The sequence below is a fragment of the Endozoicomonas ascidiicola genome (assembly GCF_001646945.1).
GTDB classification, from domain to species: domain Bacteria; phylum Pseudomonadota; class Gammaproteobacteria; order Pseudomonadales; family Endozoicomonadaceae; genus Endozoicomonas; species Endozoicomonas ascidiicola.
Map to the genome: position 1 here is coordinate 187894 of NZ_LUTV01000003.1, position 20884 is coordinate 208777.

Below are 20884 nucleotides of genomic sequence, written 5' to 3' on the forward strand. Positions count from 1 at the left end.
TTCCCGCCTACGCGGGAACGACGATATTAGAGTTGTTCACCCTTTCACGACACCCTCGCTCCAGCGTGGGAACGAGGGGGGGAATGTGAATTCGTTCAAAAAATGAAAAAATAATTTAAGTAACTCCGAAACAAGACGACTTCTGTTGTGCAAGCCAGCTGTCACCAAAAACAGCGGCGACCAAATACAACGATTTCGGAGTGAACCATGCTTACCGTAAACACTAACTCGACTGCACTGATTGCACAGAACAACCTGGGCAACACCCAGAAGGCCATGGAAAACAGCATGCTCAAGCTGTCCACCGGCCTGCGCATCAACAGTGCGGCAGACGACGCTGCTGGCCTGCAGATCTCTAACCGTATGGGCACTCAGATCAGTGGTCTGGATGTTGCCATGCGTAACGCCAACGATGCGATCTCCATGGCGCAGACTGCGGAAGGTGCGATGCAGGAAAATACCAGCATCATGGGTCGTATGCGTGATCTGGCTTTGCAGTCTGCTAATGACACAAACACTGCTGAAGATCGTGCTGCAATGCAGAAAGAGATTGGTCAGCTGCAAACTGAAATTAACCGTATTGCTGAAACTACAAACTTCTCTGGTACTAAATTGCTGGATGGTTCTGCTGACAGTCTGAGCTTCCAAATTGGTTCTAATGCGAATGAAACTATTACCTTTGGTATTGGTAATATGTCTACAGCATCTTTAGAAGGAAAGGTGGGTGATAAATACACTGCTACTAAAAGTGAAGCTGCCGGTGTTGCTCTTGATGCGACTGGCACAAAAGTTGATGCTGACGGCACGTTGGCAATAGTTTCTAATAATAGTGCTGGAGATCCTGTTACTACCAATATCTCTATCCTGAAAGACGAGACCATAGCAGATATTACAGCCAAAGTAGCTGATGCAACTGGAATCGCAGCAGATAAATTGGATATTAGTAATGGTGGAGGTACTGCTGGTGATGCGACATTAGCGGAGTTACACATTGGTTTAAAAACGGATGCTGCAACTGATAAGGCTCTTGTTTCTATCGGTGGCGTGGCTGCAACTAAAGGTGAGGCGGTCAACAAAAAAGTAAGCGATATTAATCTGAATACTGCTGCAGGCGCTCAGGAAGCGATTAAGATTCTTGATGGTGCTCTGGCTCAAGTTGACTCTCAGCGCGCCAACCTCGGTGCCGTCCAAAACCGTCTGGATTCCACCATCAGCAACCTGTCCAACATCCAGGAAAACATGACTGTTTCCCAGAGCCGTATTCTGGACGTGGACTTCGCTAAAGAAACCACCAGCATGACCAAGAGCCAGATGCTGATGCAGGCCGGTTCTTCCGTACTGGCACAGGCGAAAGGCCTGCCACAGTACGCTGTTCAGCTGATGGGCTAATAGCGTCGTGATTTGTTGACTGTTTTTCGGAGATTCAAGAGCGTCATCCCCGCGCAGGCGGGGATCCACTGGCGAGGTAGATTCCCGCCTGCGCGGGAATGACGGTTGTGTGGTGTACGGCTCTGGTTTTGCGGATAACGGAATACGGATAACGGTAAGCTAAAAGATGAACGCCGGTTGCAGGGATGTGCCGGCGTTTTTTTTCACCTTGTTCCCATGCTTCAAGGCTGCTTCGAAAGGCACATTAATGAGCAATAAACTTTTGATCGTCATCTCCGCGAAGGCGGAGATCCACTGCTGGCGATGGATTCCCGCCTGCGCGGGAATGACGGAATTGGGAATTGTCGTTTTTCAGACTTTTTGTAACAACCTCACAGCGTGGGCGCGAGGCTGAATACTGATCTACGGGAAGGAGTGCGCAATGGCTGTCGATTACATTCCCGATGAAATATCACCGGTAAACACACGTCGTGTAAAGCGGGTGTTGCCGGCAAACCCGACGGTGAATATTGATCAAAACTATGATCAACATCGGCCGCTACCGCCGGGAAACAGCAGGGCGGAAAAAAAGTTCCGGAAACAATTGCAGGCGCATATTGCGGCAATAAATGCTGAGGTTTCCGAGCTGGGCTGGCAGTTTCAACTGGTTCGCTTGCCCGATGAATTTCTGGTGGCCTGTTTCGATAAACAGCAACAGATCATACGTCAGTTGGCCGTCAATGAATTTCTGGCGCTGACGCCAGGCGCTATCAAAAAAACCGGATTTATTATTCACGAACAGTGTTAGTGGCACGATGTTTGCTATCTTCGTTTTCCGTTGGCCGTCATCCGTTCTCCGCCACGGCAAACGGACAGCGGAAAACGGCAAACGAACAACGCCACCGGTTCGTTAACAACATCGACAACGTTAAGGAATGTCCGTATGGCCATCAGCATGCCTGGCATGGGTTCAGGGCTGGATATCAATATGATGACTCAGACTATGGTTCAATCCGAACTGAGCCCTCGTATCAACCAGCTGAAGAAAAGCGAAGCCACCATTAATGGTGAGCTGGCGGGGCTGGAATCGCTGGAAAGCGCTCTGGAAGCGTTTAACAAAACCCTGGAAAAACTGTCGGACCCCGATGAGTTCGGTTCCCTGAAAGTCTCTATGGACGACGATGGCGAGAAGATTCTCGGCGTTACCGTAGAAGGGGATGCCCGGCCCAACAGTTATCAGGTGACGGTTCAGCAGCTGGCGGAAAAACACAAAGTCTCCGTATTTGAAGGCGAAACTGTGGCAGCCGGTTCCTACGATATTGCCGTGGGCGACAAAACCTTCACGCTGGATGTGGGTGCTGAGGATAACGACCTTGAGTCGGTGATGAACGCCATCAACAAATCCAAAGATAACCCCGGCGTGACGGCCAGCATTATCAATGGCGATCAGCTGGTACTCACCAGTAATGAAAGCGGTGCTGAGAACGTCATCAGCATTAAAGACGACAGTGGAAATGCACTGGCGGTTACCGAATTGCAAAAAGCGCAAGATGCCCTGCTGACCGTAGATGGCATTGAAGTAAAAAGCAGCAGCAACAAAGTGGAAAACGCCATCAACGGCGTCACTCTGGATTTGGAAAAAACCACAGCGGAAGACGAAGTAATCCGCGTGGATGTGGAAACGGATCTGGACACCATGACCGATTCCGTCAACGACCTGATCGACAGCTACAACAAACTGTTTGGTGCCATTGAAGATTTAACCCGCACACCAGAAGGCGGCAGTCGTCCGGCGCTGGCCAGTGATTCCATGACATCGTCGTTGTTGTCGCAGCTGCGTTCAGCGCTCTCCAGCCCCATGGAAGGTTCAGCGTTCAGCAATCTGGCGGAGATGGGCATCATCACCACCATGAACGGCGATCTGGAAGTGGATGAAGATCAGCTGGAAAAAGCCTTTGAGAGTAACCCCATGGCCATCGCCGATGCCTTTACCGGCAGCGAAGGGGTGGTTGCCAATCTGCAGACCGTGGTCGAGCAATACATTGGCGGCACCGAAAAAGATGAAGACGGTGAAGATGGCAAAAGCTTCGATGGTTTGATTAAAACCCGGGTAGACAGTTTGAAAGACAATCTCGATGGCTTTGATGTGCAGTGGTCCGACCTGGAAAAACGGGAAACGGCGCTCACCGAGCGTTACAGCGCCCAGTTTATTGCCATGGATCTTGCGATTCAGCAGATGAACTCGACCCTGTCGTCGTTTACTTATATGTGATGGGTCGTTTGCCGTTAACCGTTTTCCGTTGTCCGTAAAAGCCCACTAAGGGAAGCGGAAGGAAAGATCATACCATCGTCATCTCCGCGAAGGCGGAGATCCACTGTCGTGGTGGATTCCCGCCTTCGCGAGAATGACGGGGTGCTGGTCTTTTCTTAAATGCCACGTTCCTAAGTCGCTTTTACGGACAACGGCAAACGGACAACGGAAAACGGCTCTAAAGAGTTTAAAAATGAGCTATTCCAACCAGGCGCTGAACGCCTATAAAAGCAATCAGACCGATAATCGGGCGGCCACGGCCAGCCCGTATCAGATGGTGAAGATGCTGTTTGAATCCCTGCAGGATAATCTTTCCCGGGCTCGTGGTGCCATGGAAAGAAATCAACCTGCGGAGCGCGGCGTGGCTGTTAGCCGGTGCATCGAAATTATAGGTTGCTTGCGTTCATCACTGGATATGGAGATTGGTGGTGAGATGGCGGTGAATCTGTCGGAGCTGTATTTGTTTTGCTCCCGCACATTGATGACCGCCAATCGCACCAATGATCTGGAAAAGTTGAACGAAGCCGGTTGGGTCGTCACAGAAATTCAATCCGCCTGGGAAGAGCTGGGAGAACAGTTGAATGTCTGATGGTTCTCTGGCTCGTTCATTAGAAGACTGTTGTCTTCAACTGGAGCAGGCGCTGGCTAATGGTGATGCGCAAACACTGATGTCGTTGGATGATCAGATTCAGCCATTGCTGAAAGCCGTCAAGGCACAAGGCGTGACCCTTGATCGACAGTTAATTGATCGATTTCAGGCGGTGTATCCCCTGATGATTGAGCTGTGCACCCGAGAACGGGATCACCTGGCAGAACAGATGAAAACCCTTCAGGCCAGTAAAACACCCATGCAAGCCTACAAAACCGTTGCGACGACTTCCGTGAGGGCAGACTGATGCCGGTGGCGATGAATGCGTTGAGTTTTCCTGTGCCGCAGCAGAGTGCTGGCGGTGATATTCAGTTATCCGCAACGGAAGGTGCGGAAGATTTTCAGGCCGTGGCTGAGATTCTCGCTTCTTTGATAGAAAGCGATGGTCAGGTATCGCCGGAACTGAATGAACAGTTGCTGGAACAGATGGCGGAAACCCTGCCAGAAGGTGTGGATGAATCGGTGATGGCGGAAGTGACTGCCTTTATCGATGAGATAATTCGGTTGCAGGAAGGTGGTTCGGAGTCGTTGCAACGTGGTGTTGGTCAGTTGGCGCTGGATGGACAGGTTCAACCGACAGTCTCTGCGGACGCTGGCGCTGCTGCCAGAATTGCGATGGATAAGCTGCCGGATGTCAGTGCGCTTTATGCTTCTTACGTCGTGACGAAAGATACTTCGGAGCAGGGCAAAGAAGGCGTTAATCAAACGCTTTTGACCGGCTTGATAGCGGATGAATTGCCGGACGCTGAGCAGCCGGAAAACGCTCTAAAAGAAAGCAGTCTGATGAAATCCGCAGCACCAGAGCGAATGGAAATCCTGCAGGCGCTACGAAGCATGGAGCGATCACTGTTTACGGCACCTGTCGGTAATACCGATAACGTGATCACCGCGTCACCGATGTCAGCAGTGCAAACGGCTGTTTCATCTCAGATGACCACTGCCCAACCACTGACCTCCACTCAGACCACGCCCAATCAGTTACCACTGCCAATGAACGCGGATGATAACGAGTGGAGCAACGCCCTCGGTCAGCGATTGATGACGCTGGTAGGCGACAAGGTAAAAGAAGCGCATATCCGTCTTGATCCACCAGAGCTTGGGCAGCTGGGCATCAAAGTCACGGTGGAAGACGATCACCTGAAGATTCGCTTCGCATCGGCACTGCCGCAGGTTCGGGAGATGTTGGAAGGCCAGTCGGAACGGCTAAGAGCCGCATTCGATGGCAGCAGTTTTGCGCGTGTGGATATTGATGTTCGTCAGCAGCAGGCTGGCAGAGAAGGTCATCAACCGTCGGACGCTTTTACTGCGGATGCGGGTTCGGATGAAAGCACTGATGAAAGCCTTGTAACTACGGATTCTACAATGCTTTCCACCGAGTTACCTTTACCTAAGCAAACGTCGCTCGACGTATTTGCCTGATTAACCGATTTTTTGAATTGAGACAGTCGCACGATGGCGAATGAAGCAAGTAAGCAGGGAAAAAAAAACGTCATTATTGCTATTTTGGCAACCGTGGTGGTTATCGGGCTATCAATAGCGACGGTTGGTTTCTTTTTCGGCTGGCCGTGGCAGGCCAATGCCTCCAGTTACGATCAGCTCCAATCCAGAATCAGTGTTAGCGAAGAGCCTTTGTATTTTTCCATGAAGGCTCTGGTGGTGAACCTGGTGGTGACAGCAGACAGTAATAGCCGTTTCCTGAAAGCGCTCCCGGTGATTATGACCACCGATAGTGATGTGATCGAAAGTCTGGAGCTTTATGAACCACGACTGCGCAGCGAGATGATCGGGTTTCTTCGGGAGCAGGACCCAAAGATAATGCTGGCGGCGGATGGGTTTGATGAGCTGAGAGGTCAGATGCTTGCGCTGGTTCGTAAGGTGGTTACCAATGATCCGGCTTCTACCAGCATCAATGATCTTTATTTTACTGATTTTGTGGTTCAGTAACGCTGTGCTGGTAAAAAAGTGCGATAGGCGTTTGACATGAGGGTGAGGTGATCATGCAGTCGAGTCTTGCCTGGTACGATCAGGCGGCACTGGGTGCCTATCGCTCGGTGCAGTCGGTTAATGGCCCTGAACAGCGAATACTGGCTCATGCCGGAATGGTGAAACGGGTCGCCCTGCATCTTCATGACCGAATTGGTGGCGAGCTGGATGATTTAATCCAGAACGGCATGATTGGTTTGCTGGAAGCGGCTCACCGTTATGATGAAACCACCGGTGTGCCCTTTGAAGCGTTTGCTTTGCCAAGGGTTCGCGGTGCCATTGTGGATCAGTTTCGCCGCGATGACTGGTGCCCTAGAACCTTGAGACAACAGGGGGGCGCGATTCGTAAAGCCCGGGAAGCCTTTGTTCAGCGTCATGGGCGTGAGCCGGTGGACAGTGAGTTGGCGGCAGAAACCGGGTTATCTACAGAAGAATTGCGTGAACATACTGTACGACTAGAGTCGTCATCTTTATGCAGTTTGGATTCATTGCAGCTAGACGGTTTTGAGCCGGAAGCAGAAGGCGATGATCTGACCCAGGCGCCGTTGATGAAGCAGCGTCGTAAGAAACGACTGGCAGAGTTGTTGAAACAACTGCCGGAGCGAGAACAACAGATTTTGTATCTCTATTATCAGGAAATGATGAACCTGAAAGAGATTGCCGCCGTTCTTGAGTTGACGGAAGCCAGAATAAGCCAGCTGCGCAAAAAGGCGCTGGATGCTTTGCGTCAGCCTATGAGTGAGTGGAATGACTAAGTAAATAGCTCTGGTTTCCATGCTTTTATGCCCTGTGGGTATTGCGTGGGAACCGGAAACCCTGATGGTTCGGGTATGCATTCCCACGCGGAGCATGGGAACGAGATGTTGGGAGTTTTGCGACATCCTCGAAGCATGGGAAAGAGTCCATTTTTTTACATGTATTTTTTATATTTTGCCTTTAGGTTGAAAAGCCCGTTATGTTGAAGTTTGTTGGTTTGGGAGTGCTGGTTTTCAGCGTTTTGGGCGGGTTTATTTTCGCCAATGGTAACCTGATGGCGCTGTGGCAGCCGCCGGAGATTTTGATTATTGCCGGCGGTGCTTTTGGTGCTTTTCTGCTCTCTAACCCAATGTCGGTGGTGCGCAGTACTGGCTGGCATTTGCGCAACAGTTTTTCCAGTGGTCATTACCAGAAGCTGCATTATCAAAAGCTGCTGACGTTGCTGTATCAACTGTTTGAACTTCGTCGCACATCTGGCGCTTCCGCCATGGAAATGCATATTGAAGACCCGGAGAGTAGTGATCTGTTTAAGGTCTCTGGTGTTCTGGATGATCCCCGGCTTACTGCGTTTATTTGTGACAACCTTCGACTGGTGATCCTCGGTAATATCTCATCCCATGAACTGGACTCATTGTTAGATTCTGAGCTTTATGCGCTGACAGAAGACATTGGCAGACCGGCGGATGCACTGCAGAAAGTAGCCGATGCACTGCCAGGGTTTGGTATCGTTGCCGCAGTATTGGGTATTGTTATTACCATGCAATCCATGGGTGGCCCGGTGGATCAGATGGGTGTGAGCATTGCGGCAGCACTGGTTGGCACCTTCCTGGGCGTACTGCTGGGTTACGGCATTGTAGGGCCTCTGGCTTATGCTATTGAGCATTCCATCAAAGATCAGATGCTGATGTTTGAGTGCGCTAAAGAATCCATGCTGTCGCACGTCAGTGGTCGTCCGTCAGCGATTGCTGTTGATGCAGGCAGACGGGTGTTGTTTGGTGAGAACCGACCTTCCTTTACACAGCTTGAAGCGTTTCTGCTGGAAGGAAAAGGTTAGTGGCCACTGAAACCATTATTATTCGAAAACGAGCACGACCCGGGCACGGTGGACATCATGGTGGTAGCTGGAAAGTAGCTCTGGCAGATTTTGCCATGGCGATGATGGCGCTGTTTCTGGTGCTGTGGCTGGTAGAAGTAAGCTCGGATGAACAAAAGCTGGCGATCTCTGATTATTTCAGCAGGCCGGGTATTTTTGAAGGGACGAATTCAAAGCATCCGGTGGATCTTGCCGGGTCTGCGCCAAAGTCTGCTCCGCTGGAGCACTTTAGAATTGAAGGTGATCAGTTGTTGAAAAAAACGCTGTTCAGTCCAACAGAAGTGACTATGCAGACGCTTATTCTTGGCACCTTGAAAAAAGATCTGGAAGGCGACGATGGGTTAGCCAGCTTTGGAGAAAATCTGAGGATGACGTCCATTAAAGAAGGCGTGTTGATTGATATCATAGAAGATGGCTCACACCCAATGTTCGTCCGTGGTGGTCAGTCATTGACGCCTTACTTTGAAGATTTATTACTGGCCCTGGCACCAAAAATCAGCGGGTTTCAGTTGCCGATTAAGATTACCGGGCATACAGATGCTACGCCATTTAGCAGTCACTCTGGTCGTAACAACTGGGATCTCTCCCATGAGCGGGCACAGATTGCAGTGAAGACACTGGTTCATGGTGGTTTACCTGAGGCCAGTATTGACCAGGTGGTTGCCATGGCAGATCGGCAGTTATTACTGCCGGATGATCCAACGAATCCAATGAATCGCAGAATTGAACTGGTGATTGTGACGGAGACAGTGGAATCATCGAAACCTGAAACACCCTCCGTGATGGAGATGAGGTCGGAGGCTCAATCTGAGGCGGCAGCAAATCAGATATAGCAGGCAGAATAGTGTGAAATGGCAATGGGCTAGGTTTCACTGGTAGGTGCATTAGCTGCATTGAGCTGGTGTATATCTTTCAGCATCTCTTCAATTTGATATTGATAGACAGCTTTCAGATGTCTTTTTGTAGCGGGCTCCTGATCTTGAAAAATACAGAGCCAGTCTTCTAGCGCAGTGTTATTGACCACCTCCCAGCTATCACCATTCAGCGTATTCCAGAAAACCTTTTCTATTATTGTTGGTAACCGTGGTATAGCATTTAACGCTGTGGAATGGATAGCCTGATTAAGCTCTGCATTGGGTTCACTTTTTAGGGTTTCCATTTCCGACGTTAACGTTGTTTCGAGCTTTGAGCTCAGCTGGTGACTGATTTGAGTGATAAGCTGTTGTTGTCTTTTATGCATCTGCCCTTTGTCATTTTTCTCCCAGGCATGTAACAAACAGTCTGGAGATATTAATTTATCCCCAAAGGTACTCCACATAATCTGCTCTATGAGATGACACCTATCTTCAGTGGCGCACTGAGTGAAGTAGTTCGGTGTACAGCTGTCAAAGAGGGTGATTTTTTTTGCGTTAGACCATATGGCGGTTACGTGCCTTACTTGGAAGGTTTTCTTCCTTTCAGTTTTTGATGCTGTGTTTGTGTTTTGAGCTTCCAGAGATAGGTAGCTGCCGGTATATCTCATTTTAGCCGTGATACCGCTACTGACTATGGTGTACATACCGGGGCATGCGGTAATGAGATTAAGGATGCGGTGAATATCGGGCGGTGTACTCTTGAACGTGTGCAAGAGTATTTGTGTGATTGGGGGCTCGATTAAAGGGTCGATTAAGGGCTCGATTAAAGAGCTGCTATCACTCGCCATATCATCCGAAGGATCACAGTTCATCGGGGGCATCAGAGAGAAACACAGTTCATACCAGTCTTTAGCTGATACCTGTTTAATGTTTGGAATGTGATCGATGCCTTGTCGGTCGACAGGTACACGATGATGAAAAAATAATAGTGCATCCAGAAAAGCTCTGGCTTCCATAAAATGGTAAGCGCGAGGGTTATCTTTTTTCAGGGTATCAATATCAGCACAACCAAGTTTGTTTTTCTTCTGTTCATTCAGTAGAAACGCTTTGTACTGGAAGAAACTCTTGTTTATCTCAATGCCCAGATTGCTGCCAGGTCCATAGCGAAAACGGTCATGCCAGGGATGACTCAGCAGGCCTAGGTTTCTTGCAAAGTGAGAGAAACCATTCTCGGGATCTGATAAGTGCGCCTGAATGAGCAACATGCACAACCCTTCGCAAAAGGTACTCTTGATAGGAATGTGGCCTTTTTCACAAAACTGCTCAATATTGTCTGCAAGTTGCTCTATAGGCGTTTGGCCTGGATTTGGGTAGTTGTTGCCATAATTGAAAGCGTAGGCAATGTCGGTTTCTATGGTTGAAAGTTGCATGCAAAGGACGGACCCATTTTCTATGGTATCAGTCTTGGATAGTTCAGCTAACGCTTTGTCTGATAGGTTTGTAAATCTGCTGAATTCCGTTGTGCTTGAGCCTGCCAGTTTGCCTGCCAGTTTGACTGCCAATGGTTCATCAATGAATGGGCATGCATGTCTTAACGCCTGACGTAAATAGGTTTGTTGGCTATCGTAAGCACAGGCATCCCCCTGCAACACTTTGTCTTTGTTGATGGTTGGTTGTGGAAGGTCGGTGGTGTCAAATTGATCGGGCTCCGGCGTTACGCACTGAAGGCATTTGAAAGAAGCGTTGCTCCAGAAAAACGAAATAGCCGGCTTTTGCGTCAGGCAGTCAGGGCATTCCACCTGTGTATTTTCACATTGCAGGCACAGCTCTGATCGCTGCATATACGGCGTGCATGATCTTGGGCACGGTGTTCTTGACTGCAGTTTACGAAGATCGATGTCAGACATTTCACGACGATCATCAAAGGTGCGGTAATCCGTAAATGCTGCATCTTGAAAATAGTCAGGTTTATCGATATCGGGGCTTGTGACAGAGTTGCTTGGCTCAAAGAATAATCTTTCATGATCTTCAGTGATGTCAGGTAATATCTGTGAGGTAAATGGCTTAGGCGCTGCTTCAAGGCATGTCGAAGGAAAAAACGTTTGGTCATTGTTTAGTGAAACGGAACGCGCATGAACAAAAGACTCTGTCGGTGAACTGGTTGGAGTGGGCGCCTTCTTGAGTATATTTGGGTCTGCAGGCATGGATTTCCATGCACGCAGGATACGGTCTCCTTGTTGTGCAACAAAGGGTGATGTCGAGTTAACGGACTTCTCAACAATCATACTCCAGACCCTATTCTTATGTACGTTAGTCTAATCAAACCAATGAGTAGTTAAAAATGTAAAGTCTTGGACTATCGTGATCAGGGAAAGTTCCTTTATTAATATGGATTAGTCATCGCTTGGTGCCGTCTGTTTGAAGCGGTCAAGCCTGCCTGTAAATGCAGCAGCGTCTCCCTGAGCCAGAGCAGGGCTGGTGAGCTTCTGCGGAAATTGCACCAGTAAAGGTAGGCACTGACGGATGGGAGCTCATAGGGTAGTGGTAATATCTGCAACCCCAAGTCAGACGATAATTGGCGCGCGTAGTTTTGAGGCAGTGTGAGCAGCAGATCTGAACTGGACACCACCTGGCAGGCCACCTGATAGTCCCTCAGCCTGAGCGTGATGGTGCGCCTTTTTTCCAGGCTGGCTAACTGTTGATCCTCATAGCCGAGCCCTTCTCTGCGAGACGACACCAATATGTGTTTTTCCTGCAAATAACCATCCATGGTCAAATTCTCTGTAATCCGTGAATGGTCTTGGCGCGTGACCACCATCATGGGGGTTTTCTGCAACAGTGTGTATTCGATCTGTTCGCCCACCGGGAGTAACACGTCCACCGCCAGATCGACAGCGCCTGATCGTAATTCTTGTTCAATCGTGTATCGATCAAGTTTCACACTCTGGATGGATACTTCGGGTGCCTGTTGTTGTAATGATTTCATCAGTGGCGGTAACACCACGGATTCCATTGCCCTGTGAATGGCCAGAGTAAACGACTGTTGACTTTTTAATGGGTTGAAGTGCTGCCCGGGCGCCAGAACACGTTCCAGATCGCCAAGCACCACGCGCAGTTGCGGCAGGATTTCCCGAGTATAAGGGGAAGGTTGCAGCCCTCGGCCTTCGCGAAGAAACAGAGGGTCTTCAAGCTGTTCCCTAAGCCGGTTGAGTGCATGACTGACCGCCGGCTGAGTGAGGTTCAGTTTTTTTGCCGCACCCGTAATAGAGCCTACTGAAGCGATGGCTTCAAGCACCCTCAGTAAATTCAGATCGAGCTTTGATATATGCATAATATTTATAGTTACTAATCAAAACTATTCATTTGATCGTGATTATCATCTGCCTCAGGATGGTGAGCAACGACTAATAAGGAACCGTCCCGAAATAAGATCCACATTTTAATTTACGTTAACCGTTGTCCGTAGTCCGTAAAGCGCGAGTAGCTCAAGCTTTTTCGGACAACGGACAACGTTAATTGAATCGTGGAAGTTATTTCAGGACCAACCCCAAGAACAACAATAACAATAAGAGAGCAACCATGGATTTTTCCAATTCCGCCAAGGGGCAGGATTACCTTAAGCGCATGACCGCGTTTATGAACGACAAAGTACTGCCGGCGGAAGATGAATACTACCGAGCGCTATCCTCATCCGCAGATCATAAAGACTGGAAACAACCTGAGATTGTTGAAGAATTAAAACGACAGGCGCGCAGTGAAGGATTGTGGAATTTATTTTTGCCCTGTGATGAGTGGGGAGCTGGGCTAACCAACGCAGAATATGCACCGCTGGCAGAAGCCACTGGCTGGAGCTTGATGGCTCCGGAAGTGTTCAACTGTAATGCGCCGGATACCGGCAACTCAGAAGTACTCTGGAAATACGGCAGTGAAGCACAAAAAGAACAGTGGTTAAAACCGTTGCTGGCGGGCGAAATTCGTTCTGCTTTTTGTATGACGGAACCAGACGTAGCATCCAGTGATGCAACGAATATGGAAGCCACGTGTATTGTTGAAGGTGATGAAATTGTCTTGAATGGTCGCAAGTGGTGGAGCAGCGGCATTGGTCATCCGAATTGTAAGTTTGTTATTTTCATGGGGATTTCGAATCCGGATGCCGATCGCCACAGTCGTCATGCCATGGTGCTGGTGCCGCTGGATACCCCGGGATTCAATATTGAGCGCATGCTCAGTGTGATGGGTGACTATGATGCGCCGTTTGGTCATGGTGAAGTGTCGTTTACTGATGTAAGGCTGCCGTTGTCTGCTTTTATTGGTGGGCCGGGAAGAGGTTTTGAAATTGCCCAGGGACGTCTTGGTCCGGGGCGTATTCATCATTGCATGCGCTTAATTGGTTCCGCTGAAAAAGCACTGAAACTGCTGTGTGAGCGGGGTCTGGAACGGACGGCGTTTGGCAAACCACTGGTTAAGTTAAATGGTAATCCGGATGTCATCGCCAACGCACGCATTGGTATTGAACAGGCACGACTGTTAACTCATAAGGCTGCCTGGTTGATGGATACCAAAGGTATCTCTGGCGCCATGAGCGAAGTCTCCCAGATTAAAGTGGTAGCACCCAATGTTGCTCAGCAGGTGGTGGATGCGGCGATTCAAATGCACGGCGGCGGTGGTCTTTCTGATGATTTCCCGCTCACTCGGATGCTGGCGATGGCGCGGGTATTGCGTCTTGCGGATGGGCCTGATGAAGTGCATCGTGGTCTTATCGCCAAGTTTGAGCTGATGAAGTATCGTCATTTGAATAATAAGAAGGGCTAAACCATGGCTTCATTGAAAACCATTGTTGTGACCGGTGGAGCCAGTGGCTTGGGAGAAGCGACTTGCAAACGTTTTGCCCAGGCGGGTTATGCGGTGTGCGTGGCGGATATTAATCAGGAACGGGGCGATCACACCGTTGAGGCATTGAAGTCTCTGGGTGTTGATGCTTATTACCAGCATTGTGACGTACGAAGTGATGCCGATGTCGATGGGATGATTACCAGTGCCGTTCAGCGCTGGGGGTATATTGATGTTCTGGTCAATAACGCGGGGGTTGCTTCTGGTGGTCGCATAGAAACTACCTCCATAGAAGATTGGCAGTGGGTGATTGATATCAATCTGCTGGGCGTTGCCCGGGGTTGTAAGTCGATCACGCCGGTGTTTAAACAGCAAAAAGCAGGGCACATCGTCAATATTGCTTCTCTTGCCGGATTAGTGAATGCGCCCATGATGTCCAGCTATAACGCGACCAAGAGTGCGGTTGTTGGCCTTTCTGAAACCCTGAGGGTTGAGCTGGAACCTTTTGGTATTAACGCCTCTGTCGTGTGTCCGGCCTTTTTTCAAACCAATCTTGGGGAGTCATTCCGCTCTGGTGATGCTCATATGAAAAAGGTGGTGGATAAGTTGTTGTCCAGCTCCAGTGTGACGGCCGACGATGTTGCAGAGGATATCTTCAAAGCAGTACAAAATAAGACATTCTACGTTCTTCCCCATAAAGAAGGTCGTTGGCTTTGGCGGCTGAAGCGTCACTTCCCTTCATTATTTAAAGGGTTGGTGAGTCGTGGTTATAAAAAGAATCTACGGAAGCAGGGGGTTGAAGTATGAGTCAGGAAAGTACAACGATGGTCGATCAACCCAAAGACATTCGACCCGGTGAAGAGCTGGATAAACAGGCCCTGAATACCTATTTGCAGACTCTATTTCCTGAGCTGCAGGGCGAGTTAGCTATACGTCAGTTTCCTGGTGGAGCTTCTAACTTGACGTACCTGGTGTCTAAGGGAGATCAGGAGTGGATTCTAAGACGGCCGCCGTTTGGTGCAAAGATTGCCTCTGCCCATGATATGAGCCGGGAATTCCGAGTGATGTCGGCACTTCAGGGGCATTACCCTGTGCCAGCCATGATTGCCTTTTGCGAAGATCAAGATGTGTTGGGGTGTGACTTCTATTTAATGGAGCGCCTTAAAGGCATTATTCCCCGTACGGACTTGCCCAAAGATTTGCAGCTCAGTGAGCAGGATGGCTTGCAGCTGTGCATGAATGTACTGCAGAAGTTCAGTGAGCTGCATAATGTGGATATTGAGAAAGCCGGGCTGACCTCGCTAGGTAAAGGTACAGGTTATGTACGCCGTCAGATTGAAGGTTGGAGTGGCCGTTTTCGTAAGGCAAAAACCGACAATGTTCCGGACTTTGAAGCCGTAATGGATTGGCTGGATGATCGGCAGCCGGAAGATATTGGAAGCTGTTTAATCCATAACGACTTTCGGTTTGATAATGTGGTGTTGAATCCGGATAACCCCATGGAAGTGATTGGCGTACTGGATTGGGAAATGTGCACTCTGGGTGATCCATTGATGGATCTTGGTAACAGCCTTGCTTACTGGATTGAGGCAGGTGATGAACAGCAGATGCAGATGTTCCGTCGGCAACCAACAGATATTCCCGGGATGCTGACCAGAAAGGCAGTGGTGGATTGGTACTGTGAACAAAATGGTATTGAACTGACGTCGTTTGATTTCTACGAAGTCTATGGCCTGTTCCGGCTGGCGGTGATTATGCAGCAGATTTACTACCGTTTTCATCACGGACAAACCAAAGACCAGCGGTTTGCTATGTTCCCGATGGCGATTACTTATCTGGAGCAGCGTTGTTTGCGGTTGATTGGTGAGTCTGAATTGTAAAGACGGAGAATTTAGAACTCGTTCCCATGCTTTGCGTGGGAATGCATATCGAACTCTCAACAAATAAAAAAACAGGCATGAAACTGACAGGGCATTGGGCACAATAAATTGTTTTTCATTTGCCCAGTTTCAGTATGCATTCCCACGCGGAGCATGGGAACGAGGTTACCTCTAATAAAAAAGACAATACTATGGCCAAAATTTATTTGATCCGACATGGGCAGGCGTCTTTTGGTCAACACGACTATGACTGTCTGTCTCCCACAGGGGAACGTCAGGCAAGGTTAACCGGTGAATGGCTGTCAGGCTCGCTGAGCAAGAATTTCTCAGTGTTGGGCTGTGGCACGTTGTTGCGTCAAAAACAGACATTGTCAGGTATTGTTGCTGGCATGAGTTTTTCTGCAGGTGACCCAGCCAGAGCTGAAAGCCTTGTTCTTCCTGATTTGAATGAACTGAGTACAGATGATCTGATTCTGACGGCAAGTTCAGAGTATTCCGACCGGGCAAGTCTGGATAAAGCGATCAGTCGTATGGAGAACCCGGCACATACTTTTTTTAATCTGTATCGCTCGGCACTGGATCGCTGGACTTCCGGTAAATACGACGATGAGTATCAGGAATCCTGGGATCACTTTAAAAGCCGCACGCTGGCAACGGTGCGGGAAACGGCCAATAAATTGGAAAACAATGATTCTGCTCTGTTGGTGAGCTCTGGTGGGGTGATCTCTGCCATTGTGCTGCAACTGTTGAATTGCCCGAACAGTGAACTATTCCGAATTAATCGACAGGTGCATAATGCATCCATCACGGTTCTGTCTGCTCGTAAAGACAAGTTGAGCCTACACAGCTTTAATAATTACTCGCACCTTGAAGCAAAAGGTGAACAGCAGCTGTTGACCCGAATTTAATCGAAAAAATAACAATAAAGAGAACGACAATGTCTGATAAAAATTCAAAAGACCTGTTTGATTTGACCGGAAAAATCGCTCTGGTTACTGGTGCCAGCCGAGGCATAGGTGAATCCATCGCCCGATTACTGGCTGATCGTGGCGCCCACGTTATTGTTTCCAGCCGTAAACTGGATGGTTGTGAAGCCGTCTGCAGTTCCATTCGTGACAGTGGCGGTTTGGCAGAAGCCATTCCTTGCCACATTGGCGAGATGGAGCAGATCACTGCGCTGTTTGATGCGATCAAGAGCAAGCATGGTCGGCTGGATATTCTGGTCAACAACGCGGCTGCTAACCCTTACTTCGGTCATATTCTGGATACGGATCTGGCGGCGTTTCAAAAGACTGTCGACGTGAATATTCGTGGTTACTTCTTTATGTCTGCTGAAGCGGGAAAAATTATGCGAGAACAGGGCGGTGGCAATATTGTTAATGTTGCTTCTGTCAATGGCGTGACTCCCGGGCATATGCAGGGTATTTATTCCGTGACCAAAGCGGCTGTGATCTCCATGACCAAAGCCTTTGCCAAAGAGTGTGCTGGCCTGAATATTCGGGTGAATGCCTTGTTACCAGGGCTTACAGAAACGAAATTTGCTTCTGCCCTGACCGGCAATCCAGCCATTATGAAGCAGGCACTGACCCATATTCCCATGAATCGCAGTGCCGATCCGGATGAGATGGCAGGCACTATTTTGTATCTGGTGTCCGATGCGTCCAGTTATACGACGGGTGCCTGTATTAATGTGGATGGTGGGTATTTGACGGTTTGATATGCAGGCTGCAACTAAGAAGAGTTGCAGCCTCTTCTGCTAAAAAAGTTCCAGACAGATTTGTCGGCTAAGCTCCATCTCTTTCAATGTGTTTTCAACGATCTGAGGATCTGTGATCTGTGCAGATAGCACCAGCCTGACCTGATCAAGAATAGAACCCCGAAGATCTCTCCGACCACAAACGTATAAACGGGCATGTTTGTTTAATAGCCAGTCAGCCAATCGTTCTCTGTTTTCAGCCAGAATATCCTGCACGTAGACTTTTTTCTCACTTTCCCGAGAGAAGGCCGTATCAAGATAGTGCAGTTGCCCGTTGGTCTGCATGGCTTCCAGTTCATCTTGATAGTAGTAGTCTGCCGTCGACTTCCGATTCCCGAACAACAACCAGTTTTCGCCAGCGTGTTGTTTGGCTATACGTTCATTAAGAAGACACATCATTGGCGCGATCCCTGCACCGGTCGCCACCATAATCATGGGAGTATCAGACTCTGGCAGGGTAAGACCGCCACCGCTTTTCCATTTGGCCTGAAGCTGGTTACCGGTTTTCAATTCTGTGGTCAGGTATTGAGAGCAGCGACCATAAACCGTTTCGCCATTCTCCTGATAAGACAACAACCCAACGCACAGTTCTACCTGATTGCCTGCAACGGATGGTGCGGAAGCGATGGAGTAAAGGCGTTCACGGCTATCATCAGGCGGCGTAATAGCCAGCAGATCTCCAACCTGATAGTTGAATGCTTCATCACCGGCGGCATTAAATACCAGACGGTAGGCCAGATTGCCATGTTCTGAATCTTTGGTCAGTGTTTGATGTTTCACCAGCTCCAGAGTCAGCTTTTTTTCGGTTTGCTGAATCTGGGATTCATCACTGTTCAGCCCTAACTGAATCTGCAACCACTGTTGCATGGGTTCGATGGGGTTGCCATCTACCAGAATCAGGCTGTCTTCTTCTGCGGCACCCATTCTCTCCAGCTCTTGTTGATAAAGATGACCCGCTTCGCAAAACTTTGCATAGGCTTTATCGCCAAGAGCCAGCAGGGAAACCGGCGTCGTTAATACTGAAAATTGCTGAAGCTGTTCATAAAACGCAATGCCATTATCGGGAATATCGCCATCATCGTAAACTGGGCTGAAGATAAGATTCATCAGGAAAAATTTTGGGTATCCGCATTTGATGATTGATTAATAGGTAAAATTAATCATACCGAATGGTATGTGCTTATGTTGATTTGCCCCTGTCAACGTCGATTTGCTGTTAACATTTACTTGTGATGTCTTGTGGCATCAGGTAATTGCCTCCCCCCATTCAACTCGATAACAAAGCCTTTGATAAGAAACTTTTCCAATATCTTGGAGTCATATATAAACAATTGAAATATAAGATCGCCTTTCATCGCATCTGTCAGGAACGTTCAAACAGATTTCTGGAAAATATCATTGGGTGGGAGGCAGATTAAGGACATATCCATGCTCTCTTTAAATACAGTCAACTCAAGGCTTTTCCAACCTTGGCAGCCTATCACAGATACTGACGCGTCACAGTTACAAACGGCTGGCCATCAACCAGAATATATAGAATTACCCGAGGTTCATCGTTACGAGGAACTGGAAGCGCATGCTGCTTTTCCTGAGATAAAGTCCAGTTTCCTGAGTGATATTCTGGAATTGAAGCAGCTGGTATCCCCGTTTGTTAATCATCAGTACGACAAATCAATAGACGTATTTCATGACAAACTGAAATCTCCTCCTGAACATCTCAAAGAAAGTCTGCTGCCCCTGTATCGTGATACACGTTTTCAGATTTGTCAGTTAGTCAAGCAACTTAAGGATCAACAAAATGATCCACACCTTGATCACAACAGCAAAGATTATATCGCCTCTGTACTTCATGACTGCCTGAACGGTATTGAGCACTGCCCTGCTGGTGTTCATAGCCGATTTCAACAGAGTTTTCTTAATTTGGAAGCTTCTCGGGCTGGGCTGGGGGGAAAACTCTTTAAGGTCAGGAGTGAGCTGTTCCATCAATTTATTCAGTCATTCCTGCTTGAACAGCAAAGGGAAGGCTTGATCGATATATCACCAGGTATGGAAATTCACTGGTTTAATAGCTTTCACAATCTTTTCTGTGAGTCCCTGATGCTTTCTCCCATCGTTGACCCAATGGCACCAACCAACCTAAGTGAGGAGCTTACCCAGCGAATTCTTTCTGCTGCTCCAATGTCAATCAATGCGAGTACCGTCCTAAGTAAGCTCTCGTCGGAGTGGTCTGATCAACTAAGCGTAATTCTCCTAAAAATGGGAGTGCAAGCATGGGAAACCGAGACAATTGCACCCTGTGAACTGACTTCGGACAAAACGGGTGTTCTTGAAAGCACACTCTTTAAACCGGTTAATCATTTACTGAAAACAACAGGAGAACAGTCGCTTGATCTTTGGGCCATTATCGAAGAAACGGGCGATAGCAACTATTACCTTGGGCGGTATCGGGAGAAGTTCCGGGCCTGGGTGGTCAGTCATTTCTGTGAGTCATCTGCCAGGGTGTTTACCACTATTCCCGGAAGCATCGATTCCGCATTATATATTGGGTCAATAGATGAACTTTTCTTCTGGGTATTTGATCATGACCAACACTTGCCCGCAGGGAAGGACTGGACTTTTGCAGCGGATAATCACACCACACTGACATTGCCTCATTTAATGTCAATTGACTTCTCGACCTGGCCTGAGACAACCGCTTATATCTTGCTTACTCAGGCGATGGAGCAGACAGAGAATGCCGAGCATATTGCCTCGTTTTTCCTGCAACACGCCACCATCGAACAGCTTGGGAAAGCACCTGCGATGGTTAAGGCGCTTTCCAACCTCATCTGCGATAAGCTCACTAAAAAAGACAATACCTTTAAAGAAACGTTGTGCCAGTGTGTTTGTGAGCATTTTGCCTCTGAACAAGCTTCCATTGCTCCGGGCATTGCTTCAGGCGCACTGGACTGGCTGATCAATACCCCCCTGCTGAAGCCGGTCTTATTGCGGCTTCAGCAACAAGGAATCAATGTTTCACCAATCACGCAACGCTTAGCCAGTTGGCAGATCTCCGATTTTTCAAACGACGACATGAAAAAGCTGCTGACATCCAACGATTGTCAGCGGTTATTCAAACAGGCATTTAAGCTGAAGCAAGCAGAAACCCTCTCCAATCTGCTGTTAACAGGTCATTGTAATCAATTGACCAGTCTGTTGAGCAATGAACAGGAAAGCCCCCTGACTTTATTTGCTCGTTCCGGTAATTTACCTGGATTAGAATACCTGTTGAAATTGGACAACCCGGCGATTAACCAAAAAAACATCTTTGGCTTTACGCCCCTGAACAGCGCTGCCAGATACGGCCACGCAGAGTGCGTCAAGGCGTTACTGACCGCCGACGGCATTGAGGTCAATGAGAAGAA

At 48.6% G+C, this 20884-nt stretch carries 19 protein-coding genes; 16 read left to right on the forward strand and 3 right to left on the reverse strand.

All coding sequences use genetic code 11. The features are described from left to right. The first annotated feature begins 207 nt into the window (after window positions 1-207). The 10 genes from AKL11_RS08370 to AKL11_RS08415 all read left to right on the forward strand — a co-directional run bounded on the left by AKL11_RS08370 (window position 208) and on the right by AKL11_RS08415 (window position 8993). Window positions 208-1389 (forward strand): flagellin, encoded by a 1182-nt coding sequence (locus AKL11_RS08370; protein ID WP_067516376.1) that lies wholly within the window; start codon window positions 208-210, stop codon window positions 1387-1389. 421 nt (window positions 1390-1810) lie between these two features. Continuing rightward, the gene (locus AKL11_RS08375; protein WP_067516378.1) at window positions 1811-2176 is read left to right on the forward strand and encodes a hypothetical protein; all 366 of its coding nucleotides are present in this window, start codon (window positions 1811-1813) and stop codon (window positions 2174-2176) included. Between the two features lie 135 nt (window positions 2177-2311). Continuing rightward, complete coding sequence (gene fliD, locus AKL11_RS08380) at window positions 2312-3640, forward strand: flagellar filament capping protein FliD (protein ID WP_067516380.1); 1329 nt, start codon at window positions 2312-2314, stop codon at window positions 3638-3640. A 232-nt stretch (window positions 3641-3872) separates the two neighbouring features. Further along, the gene (gene fliS / locus AKL11_RS24535; protein WP_157673473.1) at window positions 3873-4268 is read left to right on the forward strand and encodes a flagellar export chaperone FliS; all 396 of its coding nucleotides are present in this window, start codon (window positions 3873-3875) and stop codon (window positions 4266-4268) included. Next, window positions 4261-4575, forward strand: coding sequence for a hypothetical protein (locus AKL11_RS08390; protein ID WP_067516383.1), 315 nt, complete (start codon window positions 4261-4263; stop codon window positions 4573-4575). The genes fliS and AKL11_RS08390 overlap by 8 nt, the downstream gene beginning before the upstream one ends. Then, complete coding sequence (locus AKL11_RS08395; RefSeq protein WP_067516385.1) at window positions 4575-5747, forward strand: flagellar hook-length control protein FliK; 1173 nt, start codon at window positions 4575-4577, stop codon at window positions 5745-5747. Before AKL11_RS08390 ends, AKL11_RS08395 begins: the two co-directional genes overlap by 1 nt. 33 nt (window positions 5748-5780) lie before the next feature. Next, window positions 5781-6272 (forward strand): flagellar basal body-associated FliL family protein, encoded by a 492-nt coding sequence (locus tag AKL11_RS08400; RefSeq protein ID WP_067516387.1) that lies wholly within the window; start codon window positions 5781-5783, stop codon window positions 6270-6272. 53 nt (window positions 6273-6325) lie between these two features. Next, on the forward strand, window positions 6326-7066 hold the full coding sequence (locus tag AKL11_RS08405; protein WP_095210268.1) for a sigma-70 family RNA polymerase sigma factor: 741 nt from the start codon (window positions 6326-6328) through the stop codon (window positions 7064-7066). Window positions 7067-7266: 200 nt separating this feature from the next. Continuing rightward, entirely contained in the window at window positions 7267-8121 is an 855-nt protein-coding gene (gene motA, locus AKL11_RS08410; protein WP_067516389.1) for a flagellar motor stator protein MotA, read from the forward strand. Beyond that, window positions 8121-8993: a flagellar motor protein MotB gene (locus AKL11_RS08415; RefSeq protein WP_067516391.1), complete on the forward strand. Its 873-nt coding sequence runs from the start codon at window positions 8121-8123 to the stop codon at window positions 8991-8993. The genes motA and AKL11_RS08415 overlap by 1 nt, the downstream gene beginning before the upstream one ends. A gap of 29 nt (window positions 8994-9022) precedes the next feature. Here AKL11_RS08415 and AKL11_RS08420 read toward each other — a convergent pair whose 3' ends face one another. Both AKL11_RS08420 and AKL11_RS08425 read right to left on the reverse strand, forming a co-directional pair. Beyond that, complete coding sequence (locus AKL11_RS08420; RefSeq protein WP_067516393.1) at window positions 9023-11299, reverse strand: hypothetical protein; 2277 nt, start codon at window positions 11297-11299, stop codon at window positions 9023-9025. A gap of 98 nt (window positions 11300-11397) precedes the next feature. Next, the gene (locus AKL11_RS08425) at window positions 11398-12345 is read right to left on the reverse strand and encodes a LysR family transcriptional regulator (RefSeq protein WP_067516395.1); all 948 of its coding nucleotides are present in this window, start codon (window positions 12343-12345) and stop codon (window positions 11398-11400) included. A 248-nt stretch (window positions 12346-12593) separates the two neighbouring features. Here AKL11_RS08425 and AKL11_RS08430 point away from each other — a divergent pair, with 248 nt between their 5' ends. The 5 genes from AKL11_RS08430 to AKL11_RS08450 all read left to right on the forward strand — a co-directional run bounded on the left by AKL11_RS08430 (window position 12594) and on the right by AKL11_RS08450 (window position 17441). Then, window positions 12594-13826, forward strand: coding sequence for an acyl-CoA dehydrogenase family protein (locus AKL11_RS08430; RefSeq protein WP_067516397.1), 1233 nt, complete (start codon window positions 12594-12596; stop codon window positions 13824-13826). A 3-nt stretch (window positions 13827-13829) separates the two neighbouring features. After that, entirely contained in the window at window positions 13830-14651 is an 822-nt protein-coding gene (locus AKL11_RS08435; protein ID WP_067516400.1) for an SDR family oxidoreductase, read from the forward strand. Beyond that, complete coding sequence (locus AKL11_RS08440) at window positions 14648-15724, forward strand: phosphotransferase family protein (protein WP_067516402.1); 1077 nt, start codon at window positions 14648-14650, stop codon at window positions 15722-15724. Before AKL11_RS08435 ends, AKL11_RS08440 begins: the two co-directional genes overlap by 4 nt. A gap of 191 nt (window positions 15725-15915) precedes the next feature. Further along, a complete protein-coding gene (locus tag AKL11_RS08445) occupies window positions 15916-16632 on the forward strand; it encodes a histidine phosphatase family protein (protein WP_067516405.1) in 717 nt (238 codons plus the stop codon). A 29-nt stretch (window positions 16633-16661) separates the two neighbouring features. Beyond that, window positions 16662-17441: an SDR family oxidoreductase gene (locus AKL11_RS08450; protein WP_067516407.1), complete on the forward strand. Its 780-nt coding sequence runs from the start codon at window positions 16662-16664 to the stop codon at window positions 17439-17441. 39 nt (window positions 17442-17480) lie between these two features. On the opposite strand, the gene AKL11_RS08455 is transcribed toward AKL11_RS08450, so the two are convergent. Beyond that, the gene (locus AKL11_RS08455) at window positions 17481-18587 is read right to left on the reverse strand and encodes a flavodoxin domain-containing protein (RefSeq protein ID WP_067516409.1); all 1107 of its coding nucleotides are present in this window, start codon (window positions 18585-18587) and stop codon (window positions 17481-17483) included. A gap of 321 nt (window positions 18588-18908) precedes the next feature. Between AKL11_RS08455 and AKL11_RS08460 the strand changes: the two genes are divergently transcribed. After that, the coding region (locus AKL11_RS08460) for an ankyrin repeat domain-containing protein (protein WP_172807259.1) at window positions 18909-20884 on the forward strand (1976 nt) is incomplete at its 3' end.